This is a genomic window from Streptomyces sp. NRRL S-118, from assembly GCF_000716335.1.
Lineage (GTDB): Bacteria > Actinomycetota > Actinomycetes > Streptomycetales > Streptomycetaceae > Streptomyces.
The window spans coordinates 259,441-283,986 of sequence record NZ_KL591013.1; the positions used below are offsets into that span (position 1 = coordinate 259,441).

20 protein-coding genes, 1 other RNA gene and 1 pseudogene are annotated in these 24,546 nt (G+C 72.2%); 2 read left to right on the plus strand and 20 right to left on the minus strand.

Annotated elements, in window-relative coordinates:
• Positions 1 to 209 precede the first annotated feature (209 nt).
• The 12 genes and pseudogenes from IH00_RS0122535 to IH00_RS0122590 form a co-directional block, all read right to left on the minus strand.
• Positions 210 to 2,546: a HelD family protein gene (locus IH00_RS0122535; protein WP_031076388.1), complete on the minus strand. Its 2,337-nt coding sequence runs from the start codon at positions 2,544 to 2,546 to the stop codon at positions 210 to 212.
• Between the two features lie 86 nt (positions 2,547 to 2,632).
• The gene (locus tag IH00_RS0122540; RefSeq protein WP_031076390.1) at positions 2,633 to 3,418 is read right to left on the minus strand and encodes an anti-sigma factor family protein; all 786 of its coding nucleotides are present in this window, start codon (positions 3,416 to 3,418) and stop codon (positions 2,633 to 2,635) included.
• Positions 3,415 to 4,008: a sigma-70 family RNA polymerase sigma factor gene (locus tag IH00_RS0122545; RefSeq protein WP_031076392.1), complete on the minus strand. Its 594-nt coding sequence runs from the start codon at positions 4,006 to 4,008 to the stop codon at positions 3,415 to 3,417. The genes IH00_RS0122540 and IH00_RS0122545 overlap by 4 nt, the downstream gene beginning before the upstream one ends.
• Positions 4,009 to 4,080: 72 nt before the next feature.
• Positions 4,081 to 4,659, minus strand: coding sequence for a CGNR zinc finger domain-containing protein (locus IH00_RS0122550; RefSeq protein ID WP_420710904.1), 579 nt, complete (start codon positions 4,657 to 4,659; stop codon positions 4,081 to 4,083).
• Positions 4,660 to 4,805: 146 nt separating this feature from the next.
• Positions 4,806 to 5,327 carry a GNAT family N-acetyltransferase gene (locus IH00_RS0122555; RefSeq protein ID WP_031076395.1) on the minus strand — a complete coding sequence of 174 codons (522 nt, stop codon included), beginning with the start codon at positions 5,325 to 5,327 and terminating at the stop codon, positions 4,806 to 4,808.
• A 19-nt stretch (positions 5,328 to 5,346) separates the two neighbouring features.
• Positions 5,347 to 6,486 carry a uroporphyrinogen-III synthase gene (locus IH00_RS0122560; protein ID WP_031076397.1) on the minus strand — a complete coding sequence of 380 codons (1,140 nt, stop codon included), beginning with the start codon at positions 6,484 to 6,486 and terminating at the stop codon, positions 5,347 to 5,349.
• Between the two features lie 75 nt (positions 6,487 to 6,561).
• Positions 6,562 to 7,893, minus strand: coding sequence for a nitrate/nitrite transporter (locus IH00_RS0122565; RefSeq protein WP_031076399.1), 1,332 nt, complete (start codon positions 7,891 to 7,893; stop codon positions 6,562 to 6,564).
• 174 nt (positions 7,894 to 8,067) lie between these two features.
• Entirely contained in the window at positions 8,068 to 8,961 is an 894-nt protein-coding gene (locus IH00_RS0122570) for a chitosanase (RefSeq protein ID WP_420710905.1), read from the minus strand.
• Positions 8,958 to 10,148, minus strand: a pseudogene (locus IH00_RS0122575) (acyltransferase family protein); the annotation flags it as partial. The gene IH00_RS0122570 and the pseudogene IH00_RS0122575, both read right to left, overlap by 4 nt.
• A gap of 461 nt (positions 10,149 to 10,609) precedes the next feature.
• On the minus strand, positions 10,610 to 12,736 hold the full coding sequence (locus IH00_RS0122580; protein WP_039947328.1) for a bifunctional polysaccharide deacetylase/glycosyltransferase family 2 protein: 2,127 nt from the start codon (positions 12,734 to 12,736) through the stop codon (positions 10,610 to 10,612).
• A gap of 60 nt (positions 12,737 to 12,796) precedes the next feature.
• On the minus strand, positions 12,797 to 13,825 hold the full coding sequence (locus tag IH00_RS39010; protein ID WP_052411562.1) for a hypothetical protein: 1,029 nt from the start codon (positions 13,823 to 13,825) through the stop codon (positions 12,797 to 12,799).
• A gap of 192 nt (positions 13,826 to 14,017) precedes the next feature.
• Positions 14,018 to 14,983, minus strand: a complete 966-nt coding sequence (locus IH00_RS0122590; protein ID WP_031076410.1) for a LysR family transcriptional regulator — start codon at positions 14,981 to 14,983, stop codon at positions 14,018 to 14,020.
• An 83-nt stretch (positions 14,984 to 15,066) separates the two neighbouring features.
• Here IH00_RS0122590 and IH00_RS0122595 point away from each other — a divergent pair, with 83 nt between their 5' ends.
• Entirely contained in the window at positions 15,067 to 16,407 is a 1,341-nt protein-coding gene (locus IH00_RS0122595; protein WP_107064503.1) for an MFS transporter, read from the plus strand.
• Positions 16,408 to 16,470: 63 nt separating this feature from the next.
• On the opposite strand, the gene ssrA is transcribed toward IH00_RS0122595, so the two are convergent.
• From ssrA to ftsE, 5 genes are all read right to left on the minus strand, one after another.
• Positions 16,471 to 16,840, minus strand: a transfer-messenger RNA (tmRNA) gene (ssrA, locus tag IH00_RS39565).
• A 212-nt stretch (positions 16,841 to 17,052) separates the two neighbouring features.
• Entirely contained in the window at positions 17,053 to 17,532 is a 480-nt protein-coding gene (smpB, locus tag IH00_RS0122600; protein WP_031076413.1) for an SsrA-binding protein SmpB, read from the minus strand.
• 18 nt (positions 17,533 to 17,550) lie between these two features.
• Positions 17,551 to 18,753, minus strand: coding sequence for a S41 family peptidase (locus IH00_RS0122605; protein ID WP_031076414.1), 1,203 nt, complete (start codon positions 18,751 to 18,753; stop codon positions 17,551 to 17,553).
• 67 nt (positions 18,754 to 18,820) lie between these two features.
• A complete protein-coding gene (ftsX, locus tag IH00_RS0122610; RefSeq protein WP_031076416.1) occupies positions 18,821 to 19,738 on the minus strand; it encodes a permease-like cell division protein FtsX in 918 nt (305 codons plus the stop codon).
• A gap of 71 nt (positions 19,739 to 19,809) precedes the next feature.
• The gene (gene ftsE, locus IH00_RS0122615) at positions 19,810 to 20,499 is read right to left on the minus strand and encodes a cell division ATP-binding protein FtsE (protein ID WP_031076418.1); all 690 of its coding nucleotides are present in this window, start codon (positions 20,497 to 20,499) and stop codon (positions 19,810 to 19,812) included.
• Positions 20,500 to 20,772: 273 nt separating this feature from the next.
• Between ftsE and IH00_RS0122620 the strand changes: the two genes are divergently transcribed.
• Complete coding sequence (locus IH00_RS0122620; protein ID WP_031076420.1) at positions 20,773 to 20,973, plus strand: hypothetical protein; 201 nt, start codon at positions 20,773 to 20,775, stop codon at positions 20,971 to 20,973.
• Positions 20,974 to 21,137: 164 nt separating this feature from the next.
• Here the strand turns inward: IH00_RS0122620 and IH00_RS0122625 are convergent, their stop codons facing one another.
• From IH00_RS0122625 to IH00_RS0122635, 3 genes are all read right to left on the minus strand, one after another.
• Positions 21,138 to 21,707 carry a hypothetical protein gene (locus IH00_RS0122625; protein WP_031076426.1) on the minus strand — a complete coding sequence of 190 codons (570 nt, stop codon included), beginning with the start codon at positions 21,705 to 21,707 and terminating at the stop codon, positions 21,138 to 21,140.
• A gap of 378 nt (positions 21,708 to 22,085) precedes the next feature.
• Positions 22,086 to 23,198, minus strand: coding sequence for a peptide chain release factor 2 (prfB, locus tag IH00_RS0122630; RefSeq protein WP_031076427.1), 1,113 nt, complete (start codon positions 23,196 to 23,198; stop codon positions 22,086 to 22,088).
• Between the two features lie 49 nt (positions 23,199 to 23,247).
• A complete protein-coding gene (locus IH00_RS0122635) occupies positions 23,248 to 24,483 on the minus strand; it encodes a serine/threonine-protein kinase (protein ID WP_031076428.1) in 1,236 nt (411 codons plus the stop codon).
• Positions 24,484 to 24,546 lie beyond the last annotated feature (63 nt).

The following is a 24,546-nucleotide window of genomic DNA, read 5'->3' on the forward strand; positions in this document are numbered from 1 at the left end:
TCCTGCGACGTAAGGTGGCACCGACCCGCCATGCTCGCCTCGCGGCAAGTGGTCGCTCGCAGCGACGAAGGTTGGGCCCGGGGGCTTGGATCGAGCCGGTGCCGTAACCAGGCTAACAAACCGCCCCGGAAAGTGATTCCCCCTGTGCGGACCGACCTCCGGCCGTCCACCCGGCCGGTCCATCGGCCGGTCCGCCGGCCGGCCCGGTATCAGTCCCTGAGCAGGTCGGGCACGCCCCGCGCGTCCGGTTCGTCACGCCGCCCCGACACCACGGTGAGCTGCTGCGTGGCCCGCGTCAGCGCCACGTACAGCACCCGCAGGCCGGCCGGGGACTCGTCGGCGATCTCGGCGGGCGAGACCACGACCGTCGCGTCGTACTCCAGGCCCTTCGCCTCCAGGCTGCCCAGCGCCACCACCCGGTCGCCCAGGTCCGCCAGCCAGCCCGCCGCCTGCTCGCGCCGGTTCATGGCGACCACGACACCCACCGTGCCGTCCACCCGGTCCAGCAGCCGCTCGGCCTCCTCCCGTACGAGCTCCGCGAGGGCTCTGTCCTCCGCGGCGGAACCGCGTCCGTCGTTCGTCGCGACGCCGCGTCCGTCGTTCGTCGCGACGAAACGCGGCTCCACGCCCGTGGAGCGGACCGCGCGCGGTGCCTCCATGCCCGGCATGGCCAGGGCCAGCACCTTGGCGGCGAGCTCGGCGATCTCCGCCGGGTTGCGGTAGTTCACGGTCAGCTCGAAGCGGCGGCGCGGACGGGTGCCCAGCGCCTCGTCCCGCGCCTCGGCGGCCTCGTCCGGCACCGACCACGACGACTGGGCCGGGTCGCCGACCACCGTCCAGGTGGCGTGCCGGCCGCGCCGCCCGACCATCCGCCACTGCATGGGCGTGAGGTCCTGCGCCTCGTCCACGATGACGTGGGCGTACTCGGTGCGCTCCTGGGCCAGCCGCTCCGCACGCTCGCGCTGCGTCTCCTCCCGCACCGGCATCAGCTCCTCCAGCCCGGTGAGCTGGTCCAGCGGGTCCAGCTCCCGCTTCCGGCGCGGGCGGGCGGGGGCGCCGAGGATCGCCTGGAGCTCGTCCAGCAGGGCCACGTCGTGCACCGACAGCCCGTCGCGCCGCAGCGAGCGGGCCAGGCGCCGCACCTCGCCCGGGTTGAGCACCCGGCGGGCCCAGCGGCCCAGCCGCCGCTCGTCGGCCATCGCCGCGAGGACGCCCCGCGGGGTGAGCTCCGGCCACCACGCATCCAGGAACGCGAGGAAGCTGTCCTCGGTGCTCACGTCCTCGTCGAACGACGCCCGCAGCTCGGCCGCGAGCTCCGGGTCCCCCGGGTGCCGCGAGGCCGCGCCGGACGCGGCGTACAGCGCGTCCAGCAGCAGCTTGCGCGCCCGCGGGCGCAGCAGGTTCACCGGCGCGGTGCCGCCGAGGGCGGCCTGCCGGATCCGGTTCAGCGCGTCGGCCTCCAGCTCCAGGCGCCGCCCGAAGGCGACCACGCGCAGCCGCTCGGGCGCGTCCCCCAGCTCCAGCGCGCCGCGCGCCGCCTTGCGCAGGACCTTGAGCATCCGCGAGGAGCCCTTGACGCGGGCGACGGCCGGCTCGTCGTACACCGTCGCCTCGGCCCCGTCGACCAGGCTGCCGACCGCGCGGATCGCCACCTGGCCCTCCTCGCCCAGCGACGGCAGCACGCCCTCGGTGTAGGCGACCAGCAGCGGGGTGGGCGAGACGATCAGGATGCCGCCCGCGTACCGGCGCCGGTCCTGGTAGAGCAGGTACGCGGCGCGGTGCAGCGCCACCGCCGTCTTCCCGGTGCCGGGACCGCCCTCGACGTACGTCACGGACGCGGCGGGCGCGCGGATGACGAGGTCCTGCTCCGCCTGGATGGACGACACGATGTCGCGCATGGTGTGGCTGCGGGCCTGGCCGAGCGCGGCCATCAGCGCTCCGTCGCCGAGCACCGCCAGCTCCGTGCCGTCCAGCGTGGCGGTCAGCTCGGGGCGCATCAGGTCGTCCTCGACGCCGAGGACGCGGCGGCCCTTGGAACGGATCACCCGGCGGCGCACCACGCGGCCCGGCTCGACCGGGGTCGAGCGGTAGAAGGGCGCGGCGGCCGGGGCGCGCCAGTCGATCACCAGCGGGCTGTAGTCGGCGTCCAGGACGCCGATGCGGCCGATGTGCAGGGTCTCGCCGATCTCGGCGGTGTTGTCCGGGCGCACGGCGTCGTCGGCGGGCTCGACGGAGGTGTAGGCACCGTCCGGGCCCTTCTTGCCGTCCTTGCCGCGCAGCAGGTCGATCCGGCCGAAGAGGAAGTCCTCGTACTCGTTGTTGAGCCGGTTGAGGTGGATCCCGGCGCGGAACACCTGCGCGTCCCGCTCGGCGAGCGCGCCGGGCGTGCCGACCTGGCCGCGCTGGGCGGCGTCGTTCATGAGGAACTCCGCCTCGTGGATCTTCTCCTCGAGGCGGCGGTACACCTGGTCCAGGTGGTCCTGTTCGACTGCGATCTCGCGGTCACGGATCGTGTCGACACCACCGACGGCTTCCTGCGCGGCCACCGAGGCCCCCTTCTGACGTGCTGTGGGCAGCCGTCAACCGTACGCCACGGGGGCCGGAAATGTCAGGCACGCTCGTGCCCGGAGTCTCAGGCGGGCACCTCCACCAGCCTCTGTCCGTCGAACGTCGTCACCTCGAAGTGATCGATGTCCTTGCTGTCCATGGCCGCGCCGCCGTGCACGTACAGCGGCTTCTTGGCCATTTCCTCCGTACTGTCCGGAATGCCGTACCCCCACTTCGGAACGGCCCAGGAGGTCACGACCTCCTTCTCCCCCGTCTTGGAGACGGCGACCAGGTTGCACTTGAGGGGGCCCTTGACGTTCTTGAGCTCCAGCACGGTGTGGGTGCCCCACGCCTTGCTCTCCAGGCCGACGGTGGCGGCGACCTTGGTGGTGGCGTCGGTCGCGGACCTCTTCACCTCCATGTGGTGGAAGAAGGCGTCCTCGGCGGGGCTGGTCGGGTGCGGGTCGAGCGCCTGGTTGCTCCGCCCGTCGCCGCCGGAGGACGTGGCGACGACCGCCGCGGCCGGTCCGGCGATGATCAGCGCCGCGGCGGCGGCGACCAGGTAGCGCGTACGCCGGCGGCGCTGGGCCCGCTTGACGGCGACCTCGTCGACCAGCCGGTTCAGCAGCCGCGGCTCCCCGCCCCGCAGGGGTTCGGGCGGTGGCAGGACCACGGGCCGGGCCGACGGCCCCGGGCCTTCCGCGAGCATGGCCAGCATGGGCTCCATCCCGGAGAACTCCTCCAGGTGGGCGGCGCACACCGGGCACCCCGCGAGATGCCCTTCGAAGGCGGTGGCCTCGGCGTCGTCGAGAATTCCGAGCGCGTACGCGCCGACGGCGTCGTGCACCGACTCGTTCTCGTACGTCGTCATGCCGAGATCCCCCTCTCCTCCAGAGCGAGCTTCATGGAACGCAGTGCGTAGAACACCCGGGACCGGACGGTCCCGCTGGGTATGCCGAGCGTTTCGGCAGCCTCGTTGACCGTACGCCCCTTGAAGTAGGTCTCGACCAATACTTCCCGGTGGGCCGGGCTCAAATCGTCGAGTGCATCAGAGAGCGTCATCAGCCACAACGCCTTGTCGATCTCGTCCTCCGCGGGCATGACCTCGAGCGGCGACGGATCGACCTCCTGCGGCCGGGCCTGCCGGCTGCGGTGGCCGTCGATGACGATGCGTCGGGCGACCGTCACCAGCCAGGGTCGGACGGAGCCGGTTGCCCGGTTGAGCTGACCGGCGTTCTTCCAGGCACGGATGAGTGTCTCCTGTACGACGTCCTCGGCTCGCTGGCGGTCGCCAGCGACGAGACGTAGTACATAGGCGAGCAGGGGACCGGCGTGCTCACGGTAGAGCGCCCGCATCAACTCCTCGTCCGGGACGGTGGTGTTGCTGCGCGGGGGCACAGCGCGGTGCCGGGCCCGATGCGCTCCCCGACGGTCATCGGCCACGGCGGCATCCTTGCGCACCTGTACCTCCCGGTCGAGACCCTGTTTCTGAGTCGTTGTCGTTCATGACTACGGAGGCGGGAGCGATTCGTCTCAACGCGCGTTCAGATTCTTTTTCACCCGGTGGCGGGCGACGCGCTGGCGGTTGCCGCAGACCGCGCTGGAGCACCAACGGCGGCGGCGTCCGCGGGAGGTGTCGAGGTACACGCGGCGGCAGCCGGCGCCCTCGCACTGACGGAGCAGGGAGCGGGCGGACGGGTCGGTGAGCAGCTCGACGGCGTCGCGTGCGACGGCCGCGAGGAGGGCGGCGCAGTCGGGCGGTGCGCCCCACGCGCGGACGAGCCCGCCGCCTTCGCCGGGCACCGCGCGGGGCGCGGGCGGCGGGGCGGCGGCGACGGCGTTGAGGCGGTCGAGGTCGTCCCCGCCCGCGGGGCGGCCGCCGTCCAGCACCTGGCGCACCAACCGGTCCACGGACCGCCCGAGTTCACCGAACCGCGCCACCCACTCCTCGGGCACCCCGTCCCCGCCGAGGGGTGTCCCGGGAGGGACGAGCCCGACGGCGAGGAGCCACTGCGCGAGCCGCGCGGCGTCGGCCGGCCGCGCGGCCATCAGGTCCAGGCACAGCCGCCCGGGGTCGAACCACCGCACGCGCTCGTCACCGCCTCGGGTCACCGTGTCACCGTCGGAGCCGTACCGCCCCTCAGGGTGCCCGCTCGGGCGGTCGACCGGAACCCCGCCTGTCCCGGGCCGGGTTGCGGGTGCGGCGTACCGTGCGGTGTCCGGACACCACGAGCCCGGCAGGATCCGGANGAGAGGCCCTAGCCCTCCGGGGGCGGGTCGTCGTGCAGGATGCGCTGGAAGAGGTGGTGATCGCGCCACTCGCCGTCGATGTGGAGGTACCGCGGCGCGGTGCCGATCCGCTGGAAGCCGCTCTTGGCGAGGACGCGCTGCGATGCGGTGTTGGAAAGGACGGTGCCCGCTTCGACGCGGTGCAGGCCCAGTTCCTCGCGAGCGGCCCGGCACACCGCGCCCACGAGCCGGGTGGCCAGGCCCTGCCCGGTGTACTCCGCGTCCACCCAGTACCCGAGGGACGCGCTGCGGAAGGGGCCCAGCGCGATCCCGGACAGCGTGGCCCCCGCGACGACCCGTGCCGCGGGCTCGTCGACGGCGAGCCACAACCGGCTGCCCGGGGCCGTGATCCGCGCGAGCTGCGTCCCGGCGGTGTAGTAGTCCGCGGGCCGCCGCGGCTCCCAGGGCCGCATGTACGCCCGGTTGCGGGCCAGGGCGGCGGCGAGGGCGGGCGCGTCGGCGGGTTCGGCGGGGCGCACGGTGATCGTCATCCGGCCACCGTAGCGACGCTCAGGCGTCGGCGTACTTGGCGTCCGCGCCCGGGTCCAGGGCCAGCCGGTAGCCGCGTTTGACGACCGTCTGGATCAGCTTGGGGGCACCGAGGGCGGAGCGGAGTCGGGCCATCGCCGTCTCGACGGCGTGCTCGTCGCGGCCGGCGCCCGGCAGGGCGCGCAGCAGGTCGGCACGGGAGACGACCCAGCCGGGGCGGCGGGCCAGCGAGTGCAGCAGGGACATGCCCGCGGGCGGTACGGGACGCAGGTCGCCGTCGACCAGGACCGCGTGGCCCCGGATCTCGATGCGGCGCCCGGCCACGGGCAGCGTCCGGGCCCGGGCGGGCAGCTCCTGGCACAGCAGCTGGACCAGCGGGCCGAGCCGGAAGCGGGCGGGCTGGATCGTGTCGATGCCGTGGGCCTGGAGCGGCAGGGCGGTGACCGGTCCGACGCAGGCCGCCAGCACGCCGTGGTGGAGGGCGTCGAGCAGCTCGGGCAGCAGACCGCGGTTCTCGGCACGGTTCAGCAGTGACGCTCCGGCCGGGGCGCTGGTGAACGTCACCGCGTCCAGCGAGCGGGCCACGGTCGCGTCGATGAGCCGGTCCAGCGGCGCGAGGTCCTCCGGCGGCATCCACCGGTAGACCGGGACGACCACGACGTCCGCCCCGGCGTCCCGCAGCGCCTCGACGAACCCGGGCAGCGGCTCGCCGTGCAGCTGGAGGGCGATGCGCCGCCCGGAGACGTCCTGGCCGAGGAGCCGGTCCAGGACCTCGGCCATGGAGTCCGAGCCGGGCGACCAGTCCTCGGTGAGCCCGGCGGCCCGCACCGCGCCCTTGACCTTCGGGCCGCGGGCCAGGACCTGCGCGCCCCGCAGACGGGCGAGCAGCTCCTCCCCGTGGCCCCACCCGTCTGCGGCCTCCAGCCAGCCCCGGAACCCGATCGCGGTGGTCGCGACCACGATGTCCGGGGCGTGGCGGATGAGGCTCTCGGTGGCCTCCAGGAGCTCCGCGTCGTCGGCGAGCGGCACGATCCGCAGTGCCGGGGCGTGCAGGACCGCGGCTCCGCGACGTTCCAGCAGCGCGCCCAGTTCGTCCGCCCGGCGTGCCGCGGTGACTCCGACGGTGAACCCGGCGAGCGGGCCGTGTGCTTGCTCGTGCATGACATCAGAGGGTGGCAAGGGTGCGTGACGGTCCTGGTTCACCGAGATTTCTCCCCCGTTACGTCCCATGCCGGATCACACCTCGGAGTAGCTGAGCTGCCGCTTGGCGGGGATCTCCACGGGGCGGCGAAGGTATACCGCCCAGGTGACGGTCAGGCAGGCCGCGTAGAAGACGAGGAAGGCGACGAAGGCGGCGGTGCCGGTGCCGGCGGTCTGGAAGGACTGCCGGAAGGCGAGGTTGATGGCGAGCCCGCCGATCGCGCCGATCGCGCCGATCAGTCCGATCGCGGCGCCGGAGAGCCGCCGGCCGTACGCGTCGGCCTCCTCTCCCGCCAGGCCCGAGGCGTGCGCCTTGGCCTGGAAGATGGCGGGGATCATCTTGAACGTGGAGCCGTTGCCGAGCCCGCTGAGGATGAACAGGGAGATGAAGCCGACGAGGAAGACGGCGAGCGACTCGATGACGGAGGCGTAGACGACCACACCGGTCGCGGCGGCCATGGCCACGAAGGTCCACAGCGTGATGCGGGCGCCGCCGTGCTTGTCGGCGAGGGAGCCGCCGAGCGGGCGGATCAGGGAGCCGAGCAGCGGGCCGATGAAGGTGAGGGACGCGGCCTGGAGCGGCGTACGCCCGAACTGGGTCTGGAGGACGAGGCCGAAGGCGAAGCTGTAGCCGATGAACGAGCCGAAGGTGCCGATGTAGAGGAACGCCATGATCCAGGTGTGGGCGTCCTTGACCGCCTCCTTGACGGCGCCGGTGTCGTTCTTCACGGGCGCCAGGTTGTCCATGTAGAGCGCGGCGCACACGGCGGCGATCACGATCAGCGGGATGTAGATCCCGAGCACGACCCGCGGCTGGGCCGCGCCCGCCGTACCGATGACGAGCAGGCCGACGAGCTGGACGACGGGGACGCCGATGTTGCCGCCGCCCGCGTTCAGCCCGAGGGCCCAGCCCTTCTTGTGGAGGGGGAAGAAGGCGTTGATGTTCGTCATCGACGAGGCGAAGTTGCCGCCGCCGACGCCGGTGAGCGCGGCGACCAGCAGGAAGGTGGTGTACGACGTCCCCGGCTCCATCACGGCGTACGCGGCGCCCGTGGGCAGCAGGAGCAGCAGCGCGCTGAAGATGGTCCAGTTGCGTCCGCCGAAGCGGGCGACGGCGAAGGTGTAGGGCACCCGGATCAGGGCCCCCACGAGCGTCGCCACCGCGATGAGGGAGAACTTGCCGGCCGGGTCGATGCCGTACTCCGGTCCCATGAACAGGACCATCACGGACCACAGCGTCCAGATGGAGAACCCGATGTGCTCGGAGAGGACGGAGAAGAGGAGGTTGCGCTTGGCGATGCGCTCACCCTTCTCCCGCCAGAAGGTCTCGTCCTCAGGGTCCCACTGCTCGATCCACCGGCCGCTCATCGCGTACCTCCACTGCTGTCAGATCCTGAATCCCGTCAGGACCGACGCTAGGGAGGATGCGTTTCAGCCCGGTCATACGACGTGACCGGGCTGAAACCTTGCTCTCACGGGCGGGCGGGAGCGGCGGTGAGGAGTGGCCGCCTCCGCCCCTCGGGGCCTGCCCCGGGACACCCCCTAGGACGCGCGGAAGGTCTCCCCGTACATCTTCCAGACCAGCGGCGTCCTCAGGGTGAGGTTGCCGTCGCGCAGGAAGGCGCGCTGGGCCGTGTCGATGCGGCTGGTGTCCTGGTCGGCCTTCGACTCCGTCATCGCCTGGCGGCAGGCGTCGAGGAAGGCGTCCAGGTACTCCTTCTCCTTGCCGCCCTCCGCCTTGGTCTTGATCATGCCCCGGACCCGCTCGCGGATCTCGTAGAAGCCGTTCTTGTCGATGCCGGGGCCGTGGAAGACCATGGCGTCGTAGTAGATGAACTGGCCGAGCGTCCCCAGGCCGTCCAGCTTGGCGAGGTCGACGGCGGGCTTGAAGTACATGCTGTCGCGGACCGCGTCCTGCGCCTTGCGGAAGGCGGGCTTCTCGCTCTCCGCCTGCCATGCCTCGACGAACCCGGTGCCCAGGCCCTCGTGCGAGTCCGTGCCGTCGACCGCCCGCAGTGCGGGCACGTACGGGGCCAGCGCGTTGTCCGGGTGCTCCTTGGTGTACGACTCGACGAGGATCCGCATGTCCCTGGTGCCGGAGCAGAAGCCGATCACGCCTCCGCAGTAGCCGTCGCCGTCGGCGCTGTCGGCGATGTGGCCGTACAGCGTCCGCCAGTCCTTGGTGGAGTTCATGGCGGAGCCGAGGATCTGGTGGGCCAGCTCCTTCTTGTCCGGGGCCGCGAGCCCCGGCGGCATCTTGGCGAGCAGCTCCTCGGCCGACTCCAGCTCCTCCTCGGCGCGCTTGGCCGCGCCCTGGCTCTCCGACGCACCGGCCGCCTCCGACGCCTCGGGCTTCGGGGTGGGGGTGAGGGTGAAGATCGCCAGGACGAGGAGCGGGGCGACGGCGAACAGCAGCCACCTGGCACGCAGCATCATTTCTCGAGGCCCTTCCTGCTCCGCGACGCCGTGCCCGACGGCCACAGCCTGGGCCGCCGCTTGGCGGCCACGTCCTCCAGCCAGCCGAACATCAGGATGCAGTACGCGATCAGCGACCAGCTGAAGAGCAGGGTCGGCCACGGGCTGTTCATCAGCCACGGCAGGTCGCGCCACATCACCTCCAGCGACCACAGCCGGTTCCACATCGTCACGGCGATGGCGATGCACACGTTGTGCCAGAGGTAGACGGTCACCGCACGCGAGTTGAGGAGCGTGATGGCACCGTCGAAGCGCCGCAGCAGCCGGGGCCACTCGGACCACGACGGGCTGAAGTGCAGCAGCAGGAGGACGAAGCCCAGGCCCCAGAAGGCGGAGGCGAACGGCATGTTCCCCAGCTGGTTCTCGGCGCTCAGCCCGTGGTCGACCGCCCACCACATGCCGAAGCCCATGATGAACGGCGCGACGGACGGGATCACGTAGGCGGGCAGCCGCTGCAGCACGCCCAGCTGGTGCGCCATGCCGAGGATCCAGCAGGCGCCGAACTCGCCGATCCCGTACAGGATCGGCGCGACCGACTCACCGGCCTCGAGGTAGCCGAAGTTGAGCGCGGCCATCAGGACGAGCGGCGCCGCGATCGTCAGCCAGGGCTGCTTGCGCAGCGCCACGAGGAACAGCGGGGACAGCAGCACGAACCACAGGTAGGCGCGGATGTACCACAGCGGTCCGGCGAACGGCTCCGCCCACGTGCCGGGCAGGATCCCGGGGACGCCGGCCAGTTCGGCGGCGTTCGGCGGGTCGCTCAGCGGCAGGACCCAGAACAGCAGCTCCAGCCACCAGGTGAGGGTGTCCTCGCCCTCGGCCGGGCCCCAGCCCTGGACGAGCATGCCGGTCACGCCGATGGCACCGGCCGCCCACAGCGGGGGCAGCAGGCGCCGGACCCGGCTCTTGATGACCTGGACGGGCGGGCGCTTGAGGGACCGCGCCATCAGGTTGCCCGCAAGGGCGAACATGACGCCCATGGACGGGAAGACCAGCGGGAGCCACATCCAGCCGGTCAGGTGGTACAGCACGACCCGGAAGAGCGCGAGCGCCCGCAGCAGGTCGAAGTACCGGTCCCGGCCCGGCGCCTTGGGCGCGGCGGGGGCGGCGGTGTCCGTGGCGGCGGGCCCGGGGTCCGCGGTCTCCGGTGCGGCGAGGGTCGCGGTGGACGGCCCGGCCGGCGCGAAGGTGTCCGGTTCGGTCCCGTACCGCGCGTACGGCGACGGGGCGGTCCGCGCCCCGGCCGCCGGGCCCGGGTCCGGTTCCGTGCCGAACGGCGCGTACGGCCGTCCGCCCTGCTCCGCCCCGCTGGGCGCGAAGGGGTCCGGTTCCCGGCCGAACGGCGCGTACGGCGAGGAGGAGGCGGACTGCGTCCCCGACGGTGCGAAGGGATCGGGACCCGGGGCCGCCGCCGGGTACGGCCGCGTGCCCTCGGGCTGCGCGGCGTGCCGGTCGTACGGCCGGTCGTCATGACCGCCGCCGCCGTACGGATCGTCGTTCCGCTGCTCGGTGCGGCGGCCGGCGCGGCGGTCGTCGAAGAAGCCGCCGGTGCCGTCACCGCTGCCGCTCCCGCGGCGGTCGTCGAAGAAGCCGCCGGTGTAGCCGTTCGTCATGCGACCGGTCTCCGATCGTCGCTGCGGGCGCCGCGCTGCGTGGGGATGGAGCCCGGTGCCTCCACGGCTCCGGTGCGGCGCAGCTTCTGCCAGCGCAGCCGGCCGCCGGTGAGAGCGGTGATCCAGGATTGGAGCAGCACCACGTACATCAGCTGCCGGTAGAGGATCTGCTGGAGCGGGAGGGAGATGAGGTGCGTCATCTTCTCCTTGTCGAGCCGGAACGCGTATGCCGCACACACCGCCTGCACCAGGAGGACTCCCAGCCACGCCACGATCGTCTTCTGGGTGGGCCCGAAGACCAGGCCGTAGAGCAGGAAGACGTCGATGAGCGGCGCGAGCAGCGGAGTGATGACCATGAAGAGCGACACCAGCGGCAGACCGACGCGGCCGAACCGGCCGGACGGGCCGCGGTCGAACACGGACCCGCGGTGCTTCCAGATGGCCTGCATGGTGCCGTAGCTCCAGCGGTAGCGCTGCGACCACAGCTGCTGGACGGACTCGGGGGCCTCGGTCCAGGCGCGGGCGTTCTCCGCGTACACGACGTGCCAGCCGTCGCGGTGGATCGCCATGGTGATGTCGGTGTCCTCGGCGAGGGTGTCCTCGCTCATGCCGCCGACCCGCTCCAGCGCGGTGCGGCGGAAGGCGCCGACCGCACCGGGGATGGTGGGCATGCAGCGCAGCACGTCGTACATGCGCCGGTCGAGGTTGAAGCCCATCACGTACTCGATGTGCTGCCAGGCGCCGATCAGGGTGTCGCGGTTGCCGACCTTGGCGTTGCCCGCGACCGCGCCGACGCGCGGGTCGCCGAACGGCTGCACCAGCTCGCGGACGGTGGACGGCTCGAAGACCGTGTCGCCGTCCATCATCACGATGATGTCGTGGCTGGCGTGCGCGATGCCGTTGTTGAGGGCGGCGGGCTTGCCGGAGTTCTCCTGGCGGACGACCCGGACGTTCGGCAGCCACATCCGCTCGACGATGTCCGCGGTGCCGTCCGAGGAGCCGTCGTCGATGACGATGACCTCGACCGGGTGGTCGCTCGCCATGAGGGAGCGGACCGTGTTCTCGATGCACTCCTTCTCGTTGTACGCCGGGACCAGCACCGTGACCGGTTCCGTGACGGGGTCGCCCCAGCGGAAGCCGCGCCGGCGCACCTTGCGGGCGTGCGCGAACGCCAGGACGAGCATCAGCCCGAAGCGCCCGATGACGAGGACGCCGACGATGGCGAGGCCGCCCACCAGCACGCCGGTGATGTTCTCGGAGATGCCGACGGCGTAGACGAACGCCTTGCCCTTCCACAGCTCCGCGCCGCTCACCTCGGTGTGGGCGCTGGGCGCCCCGAGGGCCTGGGTGAGCGTGGTGAACTCGTAGCCCTTGGCCTTCTGCTGCGGCAGGAAGCGGGCGAGCGCGGCGACGGTCTGCTCGCGGTTGCCGCCGGAGTCGTGCATCAGCACGATCGCGCCCTTGCCGGACTTCGGCGTGGCGTTCTTGATGATCGTGTCGACGCCCTGGCGCCGCCAGTCGTGGCTGTCGGTGTCGTTGAAGGCGGAGATGTAGCCGCGGCTGCCGACGTACTTGATCAGGCCCCAGTTCTTGTTGTCCAGGTGCCAGACGAAGTTGGAGTACGGGGCGCGGAAGAGGGAGGAGCGCACACCGGTCGCCCCGGCGAGCGCCATCTGGTTCTGGGACAGCTCCCAGTCGATGCGCTCCTCGGACTGGAGCGAGAGATCCGGGTGGTTGAAGGTGTGCAGGCCGACCTCGTGGCCCTCCTTGACCATCCGCTCGACGAGGTCGGGGTGGCGGGCGGTCATGGCGCCGGTGACGAAGAAGACCGCACGGGCGTCGTGCTTCTTCAGCTCGTCGAGGACCTTGGGGGTCCAGACCGGGTCGGGGCCGTCGTCGAAGGTCAGGACGATCTTGTCATCGGGGACGTTGAGGCTGGCGGGCTTCTCGGGGTCCCGCGCGTCGATGACCGGGCCGCCCTTGTGCACGGCCGAAGGCACCTGGTCCCGCTCCTCCAGGAGCCGGATCCGGTGGTCGGGCCGGATCTCGTTGTGCACGTAGCCGCGCAGCATGAGCATCGCGAAGAGAGCGACCAGGAAGAGGGAGGGCAGCAGATAGCGCATGGGCAGCCTGCGCCGGACGGCGCGCACCTTCGTCGCGCGCCGTCTGCCTGAGGTCGTCATTTACTGTGCGCCTTCCGCGGCCATCTGCTGGCCGTCGCTCTCTCCGACCGGCGGCTCGGTCGGTTCGTCCGTCGGGGTCGTCGGGGGGTCCGTGGGATCGCCCGGTTCCGGCGTCGGGACCGGCGGCTGGGAGGGGCCGCCACTGGTCGGCCTGACCGGCGTCGGCTGCTCGCCCGTGCCGGGTTCGGCCGGACGGCCGGTGTCCGCGCTGGGCCCGGTGGCGGGCGAGGCGGAGCTGCGGGGGTCCGCCGGGCCGGCCGGGATGCCGTCCGAGGAGGCGGGGCCGGAGGGCCGCGGGATGACCGCGCCCGTGGAGTCGGTGGGCGCCGGGGCGCCGGGGGTGTCGCCGGTGGTGTCGTCGGCGCCGGGGCTGGCGGAGGTGGCGGGGACGACCTGCGTGGTGTCGGCCTTCTCCTCGCCGGCCGGGCCGGGTATCAGGAGCCAGGGTGCGCTGGAGTTGCCACCGATGACGGCGACGACGAGCGTCACGGCGTACACGGCGCAGGCGGCGGCCAGCACCCAGCCGAGCCTGCGGAGCTTCTTGCTCCGGCGGCCGCTCTCGTCGACGAAGACGGGGCCGTCGGAGGGCTCCTGCGGGGCGGGGCCGGCGGGCCCGGGGGCGGTGTGCGCGGCGGGGCCCGGCACGGACGCCGGTATGAGGGCCGTGGCGTCGGCGTCGGGGCCCGGCGCGGCGCCGGGCCGGAGGGGGCGGTCGAGCTGGACGGTCAGGTCGAGCGCCTGGGTGCCCGCGACCGCCGCGGCGCCGGCCGGGACCGGCCGGTCGAGCTGGACGGTCAGGTCGAGCGCCTGGAGCGGCTGGGTGTACGCCTCGGCGGACGAAACGGCGGAGGGAACGGCGGGCGAGCCGGCGTCCGGGCCGCCCGACGCGTCCTCGCGGGGCTCGCCGTGGGTCTCCGGGTACGTCTCGCTGTACGGGGATATGTAGGGCTGATCGAACGGCTCGTCGAACGGGTCCCGGTACGCGGCGTCACCGGGACGGGCGACGGCGTCGTCGTACGCGTCGTTCATCTGCCCGCCATAGGCATTTTCTCGCCACTTTTCCACTGCAGTACGCACATCCCCCACGGAGCCTGATCAAGGTGCGTCCGCAGCTGTCCGGTGTCACTCCCGGACCGGGCCCCCACCCTGTCCGGGCGCCCCCGCCCTCGTCGCACCCGGGTCATGAATGTAGCGCACGCGGCTGACAGCCGGGCTCACGGTTCATTTCTTGGTGCACATCTGCAACAAATCAGCGTCGGGCAGCCAGGAGCCGGGCGGCACCCTCAGCCATCCTTCCTGGTCGGCGAGTTGTGCGGCCGCGGCACGCAGCGCGTCGACGCCCGGGTGCTTCAGCCCCCTGCGCCACACCAGGGAGACCGGCGACAGCGGGACGGGCCGGACGAGGGGGCGCAGCACGCAGCCGGGCATCACCGGGAAGTCGACGCCGACCAGCACCGGCGTGCGGGTTTTCGTCATGACCCTGCGAAATTCCTCGTGCCCGATCGCCACCGGAGCGGGTGGCGCGATCTTTATCCCGCGCCCGTCGAACAGCCGCTCTGCGAGGTCGGTCCACTCGCGCGTGCGCGGGTTGCCGGCCCCGGCGTACAGGGACTCCCCGGCGAGCGCGTCCAGCGGCACCTCGGGGCAATCAGCGAGCGGGTGCTCCTCCGGCAGCAGCACGGCCATCGGCTCGTACCGCACGGGCTGGGCCTCCAGCCGGGCCCGTACGGACGGGGCCAGGCCGGCGAACCGCCCGAAGGACACGTCGAGCCGCCCGGCGAGGATCTCGGCGGCCGCGCCGGTCAACCCGCTCTCGTAGCGGGCCATCAGCTCGCACTCGGGTGCCCGTTCCCGGGCCCGCGCGAGCACCCGCCGGGTGATCATGCCGTCGGTGTTGAGGTCGACCAGCAGCGGCCGCGTCTCGCCGGTGAACGCGGCGGCCAGTTCGTCGTGGGCCGCGAGCACGGCGTGCGCGTGGGGCAACAGCCGCTCGCCGTCACCGGTGAGCGCCACCTGCCGTGTGGTCCGTACGAACAGCTCGGCCCCCAACTCCCGCTCCAGGCGCCGGATGTCCCGGCTGAGCGCCTGCTGCGCGACGTACAGCCGCGCGGCGGCACGCGTGAAGTGCAGCTCCTCGGCGACGGCCACGAAGGCGCGCAGGAGCCGGGGGTCGACGTGGTGATTCACGCCGCGAACTTACAACACATCTGCGTCAATGGGCTGCGCTCAGGTGTTGGACCGCCGCGGGCCCCCGCGGCGAGGCTCGGAGCATGCCGAAAACGACGCGCACCCCGCAGTTCGCCCTCACCTCCGAGTCCCTCGTGCCGGTCCCCCGCTACGACGGCCTGCCCCGGACACCGGACGCCCCGCCCGGAGCCGGAGCACGCTCCCGGTCCGGCGCCCCACCACGCCCCCGGCCGCGGGCGCGGCCCTTCGGCCGCTACGCACGGCTCTTCACGCTGCCCGGCACCCGGGCGTTCACCCTCGGCAACCTCGTCGCGCGGCTGCCCATGGGGATGTTCAGCGTGAGCGCCGTCATCATGATCGCCGGCGCCTACGGCTCGTACGCCCTCGCCGGCGCCGTCACCGCCACCGGGCTGGCCGCCACGGCGGTGGTCGCACCGTTCACGGCGCGGCTGGTCGACCGGTACGGGCAGGCGCGGGTCGCCGTGCCCGCCACCGCGATCGCCGTGTGCGGCTCGCTCGCGCTGCTGCTGTGCGTGCGCCTCCACGCACCCGCCTGGACGCTGTTCGCCGCGTACGCCGCGACCGCGACGACCCCCAACACCGGCGGCATGTCCCGCGCGCGCTGGGCCCACCTGTACCGCGGCGACCCGGCCCGCGTGCACACCGCCAACGCCTTCGAGCAGGCCGTGGACGAGCTCTGCTTCATGCTGGGCCCGGTCCTCGCGGCGTTCCTGTGCGCCGCGCTGTTCCCGGAGGCGGGGACCCTGACCGGCGCGGTCCTGCTGCTGACGGGCACGCTGCTCTTCGCGGCGCAGCGCGCCACCGAGCCGCCCGTCGCGCCGCGCACCGCGGTCCGGGTGCCCAGCCCCCTCCGTACGGCCGGCATACCCGCTCTCATGGCGGTGTTCCTGGCGACCGGGGCGGTCTTCGGATCGATGGAGGTCGTCACGCTCGCGTTCGTGGACGGCCCCGCGGCCGGTGCGGTGCTGGCGCTCCAGGCGGCCGGGTCGTGCGCGGCGGGACTGCTGTACGGGGCGCTCCCCGCACCCGCCGGGGGCCCGGGCCGCCGCCTGCCCGGCTGCCTCGCCGGGATGACCGCGCTGATGTCGCTGCCGCTGCTGGCGGCGGCCGGCACGGGCTCGGTGCTCGTGCTCGCGGGCGCCCTGCTGCTGGCCGGCATGGCGACCGCGCCGACCATGGTGACGGGCATGGGCCTGGTGCAGCACCTGACGCCCGCGGACCGGCTGAACGAGGGCATGACCCTCGCGGTCACCGCCCTGCTGGGCGGCATCGCGGCGGGCTCGGCGGCCGGCGGCTGGACGGTCGAGCACGCGGGCGCCACGACCGCGTACGCGGTACCGGTGGCCGCGGCGGCGCTGGCGCTGGTCCTGGCGGCGGGTACGACGAAGGCCCGGCCGTCCTGAGACGGCCGGGCCTTCGCCCACATGGGATGACGGGATCCGGGGGCACGCCCCCGGAGGTACCGCTCGTGGAGATGGCGGGAATCGAACCCGCGTCCAACGGTGCAGAACCAGGGCTTCTCCGTGTGCAGTCCGCTGCGCTTTTCTCGGCCCCGGAGATCACGCGGACAAGTCTCCGACGGGCTCAGTCACTGTTCGATTTCCCTCTGTGCCCCGTGACCGGGCTCAGAGGTTTAGTTCCCTAGCTGATGCCAGGATCCGGGTCGGGAACAGCCCCGGGCTGACACTTCGCGAGTCGCTACTTAGGCAGCGAGGGCGAAGGAATCGCGCTTGGTGTTGGCGATTATTGGTTGCGACATATGGTTTACGAGATCATTGCCGCTTCCTCGACACGCTTCCCCTGCTTCGACATCCGCTGTCGAAACCGATCATCCCCATGTTGATTTATCAATCGGCGTCCCTGCCGTGAGGGACATGCGCCATCGTACGTGACCGACGCGCGCCGGTGCCAGCGCATTACCGCGCCCGTGATGGTGTCCTCCGGAGAACCGGCCCGGTCCACCGCCGGCGACGGCGTACGGAACCCTCAACGCACCGGCGCGGCGGGTTGTTCCCGCGGCCGCCGCGGGCCGGGCGGCCGGCCCCCGCTCACGCCCGCTGGCGGCGGCGCACCGCGGACATCGCCCGCTCGGCCTCGCGCCGGTCCTGCTTCTCGCGGAGCGTCTGGCGCTTGTCGTACTCCTTCTTGCCCCTCGCCAGCGCGATCTCGACCTTCGCCCGGCCGTCCTTGAAGTACAGCGCCAGCGGGACCATCGTGTGGCCCGTCTCCTGGGACTTGGACTCCAGCTTGTCGATCTCGGCCCGGTGCAGCAGCAGCTTCCGCTTGCGCCGTGCGCTGTGGTTCGTCCAGGTGCCCTGGCTGTACTCCGGTACGTGCACGTTGTGCAGCCACGCCTCGTGCCCGTCGATCTGCACGAAGCCGTCCACCAGCGAGGCCCGCCCCTGACGCAGCGACTTCACCTCGGTACCGGTCAGCACGAGACCGCACTCGTAGGTGTCCAGAATGTGGTAGTCGTGCCGCGCCTTCTTGTTCTGCGCGATCAGCTTGCGCCCTTTTTCCTTTGCCATAGTGCCGCCATTTTCGCACTACGAGGCGGGGCCGAGGCCACTCAATACCGTGCGCGCCCGCTCCTCGGCGCGGTCGCGCGCCGTCACGTCGGGCGTGATGCCCCGGCCGTCGACGCCGCGCCCGGCGGGGGTGCGGTAGTGGCCGACGGTCAGCTCGGCGACCGAGCCGTCCGGGAGCCGGCTGGGCATCTGGACGGAGCCCTTGCCGAAGGTGCGGGTACCGACCGTGACCGCCCGGCCGCGGTCCTGCAGGGCGCCCGCGAGGAGCTCGGCCGCGCTCATCGTGCCGCCGTCCACCAGCGCCACCAGGGGCCGGTCGGTGGCCCCGCCCGGCTCGGCGTACAGCGCCCGCTCCTCGCCGTGGACGTCGTAGGTGGCGACCAGCCCGCCGTCCAGGAACGCGGAGGCCGCGGCCACCGCCTCGGAGACGAGGCCGCCGCTGTTGCCGCGCAGGTCCAGCAGGAGGCCCGCCCCCTCGGGTGCGTCGTGCACCGCCTGGCGCACCCGCGCCCCGGTGCCCTTGGTGAACGCGGACACCTCGATCCGCACGAGGCGCACGGGCCCGTCGTCGAGCCGGTGGACGGTGACGTCCTCGGTGGCCAGCCGCGCCCGGTGCAGCGTCCGGGTCCACGCGCGCGAGCCGCGCTCCAGCCCGAGGACGACGGGCGAGCCGGCCCGGGCCGGCCGGCCCGTCCCCGCGTCGCCGCGCAGCAGGGCGACGACCTCGGAGACGGAAAGGCCCCGCACCGCGCGGCCGTCGATCGTGCGGATCCGGTCGCCGGGCCTCAGCCCCGCCGCGCCGGCCGGGCCGCCCCGCTGGACGCGGGCCACCTCGACGCCGCCCGCCTCGTCGCGCCGGGCGGACAGCCCGACGCCGGTGTACGCGCCGTCCAGTGCCTGCGCGAACTCCTCGTACGCGCGCCGGTCGTAGACCGCGCCCCATCGGTCGCCGCTGCGGCTGACGACCTCCTGGGCCGCCTTGGCGGCGGACTTCCCGTCCGCCATGGCCTCGGTGGCCGCGCGGGCGAGCTCCTCCCGGTCGACGGTGGAGGACGACGCCGCGGTGCGGGTCACGGGGCGCGGCTCGCGCGTCCGCTCCTCGTCCCAGGGAAGGCAGTTGGTGGCCGCTGCCGTGACGAGGACGGTGGCGAAGACGAATGTCAGGGCCGCCCCGCGGCTGCGTGCGCCGCGGGGCCGGGTACAGAAATCGGGGCCCAGCATGGCGCCCACTCTAGGACAAGCGAATGGCGCCGTACGGTCGTTGACCGCACGGCGCCAGGGGCAATCGTCACACCTTCAGGTACTTGCGCAGCGCCACGGCGGCGGCCAGCGAAGGCATCAGCAGACCGATGACCACGACGAACGGCAGGACCTCGATCACCGCGTCCCAGCCGATGAAGTTGACCAGGGGCATGGACTGGGCGAGGTTCAGGCCGGCGTCGATCATGAAGTACCGCCCGATCACGAGCAGTACGCAGGCGACCAGGCCGCCCAGAAGGCCGGCGACGGCGGCCTCCATGATGAACGGCATCTGGATGTAGAAGCTGGACGCGCCGACGAGCCGCATGATGCCGGTCTCGCGGCGCCGGCTGAACGCCGACACCCGCACGGTGTTGACGATCAGCATCAGCGCGATGACGAGCATCAGACCCATGACGCAGAGAGCGGCGACGTTCATGCCGCGCATCATCTGGAAGAGGCTCTCCAGCGTGTCGCGCTGGTCCTCGACGGAGTACACACCCGCCCGCCCCGCGAAGGCGGTGGCGATGACCTGGTACTTCTCCGGGTCCTTGAGCTTGACCCGGTACGACTCCTGCATCTGGTCCGGCGTGATGATGCTGGCGATCGCGGTGTCGCCGTACTGGTCCTTGTAGTGCTTGTACGCCTGGTCGGCCGTCTCGTGATGGACCTTGTCGACGATGTCCATCTTCTCGAGGTCGGTCTTGATCTCCTGCTTCTGCTGGGCGGTGACCGCGCCCTTGGCGCAGGTCTCCCCGTTCTCCGCGTCGTTCTTGTTGCAGAGGAAGATGGAGACGTTGGCCTTGTCGTACCAGAAGTCCTTCATCACGCTGACCTGCTCGCGCATGAGCAGCGCACCGCCGAAGAGCGCGAGCGACAGGGCCACGGAGACGATGACGGCGAACGTCATCGTGAGATTGCGACGGAGGCCGACACCGATCTCCGAGAGTACGAACTGGGCGCGCATCGCGTGCGTTCAGCCTTTCTTGCTGATGCTGGTGCTGCTGGAGCGGGAGCCGGGGACGCCCGGGGTCCCGCTCAGTGCTGGTAGCCGTAGACGCCGCGCGCCTGGTCGCGTACGAGACGGCCCTGTTCGAGCTCGATGACGCGCTTGCGCATCTGGTCGACGATGTTCTGGTCGTGCGTCGCCATGACCACCGTCGTACCGGTGCGGTTGATCCGGTCCAGCAGCTTCATGATGCCGACGGAGGTCTGCGGGTCCAGGTTGCCGGTCGGCTCGTCGGCGATCAGCAGCATCGGGCGGTTGACGAACGCACGGGCGATGGCCACGCGCTGCTGCTCACCACCCGACAGCTCGCCGGGCATCCGGTCCTCCTTGCCGCCCAGGCCGACGAGGTCGAGGACCTGGGGCACGGCCTTGCGGATCTCCCCGCGCGGCTTGCCGATGACCTCCTGGGCGAACGCCACGTTCTGCGCGACGGTCTTGTTGGGCAGGAGGCGGAAGTCCTGGAAGACGGTGCCGAGCTGGCGGCGCATGTGCGGCACCTTCCAGTTGGACAGCCGGGCGAGGTCCTTGCCGAGGACGTGCACCGTGCCGTGGCTGGCGCGCTCCTCGCGCAGCAGCAGCCGCAGGAAGGTGGACTTTCCGGAGCCGGAGGACCCCACCAGGAAGACGAACTCGCCCTTCTCGATCTCGAGGGAGACATCCCTCAGCGCGGGGCGGTTCTGCTTCGGATAGGACTTGGAGACGTTGTCGAATCGGATCACGGGTGCACCACGGTCGGCCGGGAGTAGGTGTGCGTGACCATACGCGACTGGGGATGCCCCGTGCAGTCACCGTACGCCCTTGCACCTTTTGTCCCGGCGCCGCCCGGCGATCGGCCGCGGAACCGGCCGGGCGTCCATCCGGTGGGGCGCGCCTAAATGCGCCGGACCTGGCAGAGTGGTAGGGGGAACGGATGCGTTTCCCTGAGCGTTGTGCGGAGAGAACTTGTGCACAGTCCGCGCTTGCGGCTCCGCCGCGCGGGAGGAGGAGAGCGCATGACCTATGACCGATTGGTGTGCGCCAACTGCGCGGCGCCCGTCAGCGAGGGCCGGTGCCCCGTCTGCCGGGCCAGCCGGGAGCGGATGCAGCAGGAGGGGCCGTTCGGCGGGCTGAGCCCGGCGGCCCTGCTGATGCTGCTGGTCGTCCTGGTGGCGATGGTGGCGCTGCTGGCCGCCACGGCCCAGCAGACCGTATGAGGCTGCGCCGTACGCCTCACCACCTTTAGCCCACTCCGGTAAGGGCTCCGGAGGCCGCTGAGCGGCCTCCGGAGCCCTTCCGCGTGCGCCGTGACGACTGCGGGCCCCGCGCCATCGGCGCGGGGCCCGCAGAGGTGATGCGTGAAGGTACCCGGTGGTACGGGTCAGGCGGCCGTACGGCCACCGGCGACGAGGCGCGGCAGCATACGGAAGCCGATACCGCCGGCGATCATCGTCGCGGCGCCGACCAGCAGGAACGTGGTCTCGGCGGCGCCGGTCGCGGCCAGCTCCTCCTTGGCCTGGCCCTGCTCGACCGGCTTGGAGCCGGCGGAGTCGGTGTCGGTGTTGTCGACGCAGTCGGCGCCGTCGAGGTCGACGGTGCAGGCGCCGGCGTCACCGGTGGTGGAGCCACCGGTCGCGGCCGCGCCGCCCTGGTCGCCGGAGCCACCGTTGTCGCCGGAACCGCCCTGGTCGCCCGTACCGCCCTGGTCACCGGTACCGCCCTGGTCGCCCGTGCCCTCGGTGGTGCCGACGACCGTGTTGCCCTCGGTGGCGCCCTCGACCGCGTTCACCTCGACACCGGCGTCGTTGACGTCGGCGCTCACGCCGAGGCCCGCCACGTTCACGTCCACGCCCACGGCGGAAGCGGCGCCCGCGGCGGTCAGGGACGCACCGGCTGCGATCACCGCACCGGCTGCGATCCGCGCCACGCGGACCCGCGTCTTCTTGGTCATCTGCCTGCTACCCCCAGTAGCTGATTCGTCAGTGGAGCAGCGCTCGGGGCAACGGACACTGGGGGTCGCGCTTCTGGTTGCCCCCGATCGCACGCGCCCCAGTCATGCGCATGCCGCGCGTCAGCTTTCCCAGTTTTCGGACAAGCGTCAAGGTCGTTGCGCGTGCTATGCCCGAAATGATCACAGTTGCCGCGCGTGCAACGATGCAACTGTGACGTAGACCCCGAACAACCGCGCGCCAACAGGCCGTTCACTTGTCGACAAAGCGCTGAAGCGGCCTACTCGCCGCTTGCGGCCGCGAATTGACGGACCCTATGCAAGCGGCGCCGGAACCCCTGCGGGATTCCGGCGCCGAACGGCCCGTCGTACTGCGGGACGTTACTTCGTCTGCTCCTGCTGCTTGCGCCAGCGGATACCGGCCTCCAGGAAGCCGTCGATCTCGCCGTCCAGCACGGCCTGCGGGTTGCCGACCTCGAACTCCGTGCGCAGGTCCTTGACCATCTGGTACGGGTGCAGCACGTAGGACCGCATCTGGTTGCCCCACGAGTTGCCGCCGTCGCCCTTGAGGGCGTCCATCCTGGCCTGCTCCTCCTGGCGGCGGCGCTCCAGCAGCTTCGCCTGGAGGACGTTCATGGCGCTGGCCTTGTTCTGGATCTGCGAGCGCTCGTTCTGGCAGGAGACCACGATGCCGGTCGGGATGTGCGTGATGCGCACGGCCGAGTCGGTGGTGTTGACGCCCTGGCCGCCGGGGCCGGAGGCGCGGTAGACATCCACGCGGAGCTCGGACTCGTCGATGTCGACGTGGTCGGACTGCTCGACGACCGGGAGCACCTCGACACCCGCGAAGGACGTCTGACGCCGGCCCTGGTTGTCGAACGGGGAAATGCGGACCAGGCGGTGCGTGCCCTGCTCCACGGAGAGCGTGCCGTAGGCGTACGGCGCCTTGACGACGAAGGTGGTCGACTTGATGCCGGCCTCCTCCGCGTACGACGTCTCGTAGACCTCCGTGCCGTACCCGTGGCGCTCGGCCCAGCGCAGGTACATGCGCTGCAGCTGCTCGGCGAAGTCGGCGGCGTCGACGCCCCCCGCCTCGGCGCGGATGTTGACCAGCGCCTCGCGCTCGTCGTACTCGCCGGACAGGAGGGTGCGCACCTCCATCTCGTCCAGCGCCTTGCGGACGGACTCCAGCTCCGTCTCGGCCTCGGCGCGCGCGTCGGCGTCGCCCTCGGCCTCCGCGAGCTCGAAGAGGACCTCGAGGTCGTCGATGCGACCACGCAGTGCCTCGGCCTTGCGCACCTCGGCCTGGAGGTGCGAAAGCTTGCTCGTGATCTTCTGCGCCGCCTCCGGGTCGTCCCACAGGGACGGGGCCGCGGCCTGCTCCTCGAGCACGGCGATGTCTGCCCTCATCCTGTCGAGGTCCAGGACGGCCTCGATCGACCCCATGGTCGAGGAGAGGGACTTCAGCTCTTCGGATACATCGACGACTGCCACGACACCAGCGTAACGGCTGCGTGCGACAGCCCGGCCCTCCCGGCGGCCGCTAAGGCCGGGAAGGGGCCGACTGGCGGGAGTCGCGGGGAGGCGCCGTTTCGTCGTCGCCGCTGGTCATCACGTACCCGCCCACCCCGGCGGCGGCCACCAGCGCGGCGGCGGCGATACCGAGCGTGATGCGGCGCTTGCGCACGGCCTCGGAGCGGTGGCGCGCGGAGCCCGGGCGCCGGCCGCCGGCCGGGCGGGGGGCGCGGGCGGTGCCCAGGGGGCCTCCCGAGAGCTCGTCCGGTGCCGGGACCCGCATCGAGGTGTGGGTGTCGCGGTTGGAGTCGGGGGACGAGCCCGGCACCAGGGGCACGGCGGCCCGGCGCGGCGCATCGGTGAGGGTCGGGTAGGGGTCGTCCTCGTACGGCTCCGCGGAGGGCTCGGCATCCGGCTCGTCGACGTCCAGCGGGGGCATGCCGGCGACGAGCGGCAGCAGGTCGTGCAGGCGGGCGGCGAGCTCGGAGGCGCGCAGGCGGGAGGCGGGGGCCTTGGCCAGGCACTGGACGATCAGCTGCCACAGCTCGTCCGGGATGCCGGGGAGCGGGACCACCGTCTCGGTGACGTGGCGGCGCAGGACGGCCCCGGGGTGGCCGCCGCCGAACGGCGTGAACCCGGCGAGCAGCTCGTAGAGGACGGTCGCGAGGGCGTAGATGTCGACGGCCGCGCGGGGCGGCAGTCCCTCGACGATCTCGGGGGCCACGTAGTCCGGCGTGCCGATGACGCGCGTCGTCCTGGTGCGTTTGGGGGTGTCGATCAGCTTGGCGACGCCGAAGTCGGTCAGCAGGGCGGGGTGGGCGCCGCCGGGGCCCAGCGGGCCCTCCATGTCGAGCAGGATGTTCTCGGGCTTGACGTCGCGGTGCACGATCCCGGCGGCGTGCGCGGCGGCCAGGCCCTCGGCGACATCGGCGGCGATCGAGACGGCCGCCTCCGGGGCGAGGCGGCGCTCGCGGTCCAGACGGGTGCGCAGGTCGGTGCCGCGCACCAGGTCCATGACGAGCGCGAGGTCGTTGCCGTCGACGACCAGGTCGTGGACGCCGACCACGCGCGCGTGGTCCAGCCCGAGCAGGGCGGTGCGCTCCTGGACGAAGCGGCCGACGAGTTCCTGGTCGGAGGCCAGGTCCTCGCGCAGCAGCTTGATCGCTACGGGGCCCTCCGGGCCCTCACCGAGCCACACCGTGCCGGCGCTGCCCCGCCCCAGGATCTGGTGGGCCGTGTACCGGCTGCCGATTTTCCGTGCCAAGACTGCTCCCTCAGCGGCTGGCGTTCCCGACCAAGTTACGCGGACGCGGGCGCCGGTACTCAC